This is a genomic window from Gordonia sp. CPCC 205333 (genome assembly GCF_048537885.1).
Lineage (GTDB): Bacteria > Actinomycetota > Actinomycetes > Mycobacteriales > Mycobacteriaceae > Gordonia.
Genome location: NZ_JBCLVI010000007.1, coordinates 1 through 1,204, shown reverse-complemented (window position 1 = coordinate 1,204; position 1,204 = coordinate 1). Strand labels below are relative to the sequence as shown.

Here is a 1,204-nt window from a genome sequence, read left to right as displayed (position 1 = left end):
AGTGTCGCGATCTGCTGCGCCAACGGCGTGAGGTTGAGTTTGTCGGGGTCCTTCTTAGGCTTGTTGTCCCACGGCTGCCGATAGGCGGGATTAGCCAGGGCGGCCCGCTCAGCACTGCGCACCCCGGTCGGACTGCCCTGCGGCACACTGCATCTGGCATTCATGTTGAACGGAAAATCGTCGTAGTTGATGTCGAAACGCGGGTTGGTGCGTTTCATCTTGGCGATAATCGCCTCGGTGCCCTCATACCCCCGCGTACACGCCGCCGGATTGTTGGTCTCCAACACGATGCCGAAATGAATCTGACCATCACCACGCGGCGGACCATGACTCCCAGCCGACAGTTGTGACAGCAGTGCGAGTGCGTAGTTCGTCGCCCAGCCGGCGGGTTCGATCGTCTTGACCGTCGTACCCAGGTCGTGCACGACTTTGGTGATATCGGCACCCTGCTTTTGCAACAACCCCGACAACTGCGTCGCAGTCGCCGTACCGGTGGTCAGCAACCGCCGCACATCAGGATCAGCCGCCGCCAACGTCGCAGTCACCAAATCCAGATTGCGTGCCCACCCGATGATCGCATCAGACTGCTCAGCCTGCGTCGCCAACGCCACATTCGAATTCTGTAGCAACGCAACAGTATCGGGCAAACTCTCCACACCAGCCTTAGAAAGATTGCCCAACGAGGTCACCAACCGGGTCAGATTCTCCCCCTGCCCGTTGAACGCCTTACCCAACTCAACGATGACCGTATGCAAATCCTGCACCGGTACCGACTCGGCGAAACCGATCGCACTATTGACCACCTCATCAAGTGGTGGCGGTACCGACCCCTTGGTGATCCGCGACCCCTCCACCAGAAACGGCCCCGCCGACGACGTCGGCTGCAAATCCACAAACTGCTCACCAATAGCCGACCGATTAGCAACTACCGCAACAGCACTCGCCGGAATCTGACCCTCATCACCATCAAGAGTCAACACCACATCGACACCATCGGAAACTAGCCGCACATCTTTCACCCGCCCCGCCGGCACCCCCTGATAAGTCACCTCAGCATTAGTGAAAATGCCACCCGAATCAGGCAAATGCGCCGTCACACTATAAGAATTCGCCCCGAGCATTCGATCGAAGTGCACATACCGCACACCCGCGAACACCGTCGCCGCAACACCCAACACGATCAGCAGAACTATCTGCACACGCT

The 1,204-nt window shown here is 58.6% G+C and carries 1 protein-coding gene; it reads right to left on the bottom strand.

Annotation, left to right across the window (positions count from 1 at the left end; all coding sequences use genetic code 11):
• The coding region (locus tag AAFP29_RS21195; RefSeq protein ID WP_419219428.1) for an MlaD family protein at positions 1-1,204 on the bottom strand (1,204 nt) is incomplete at both ends.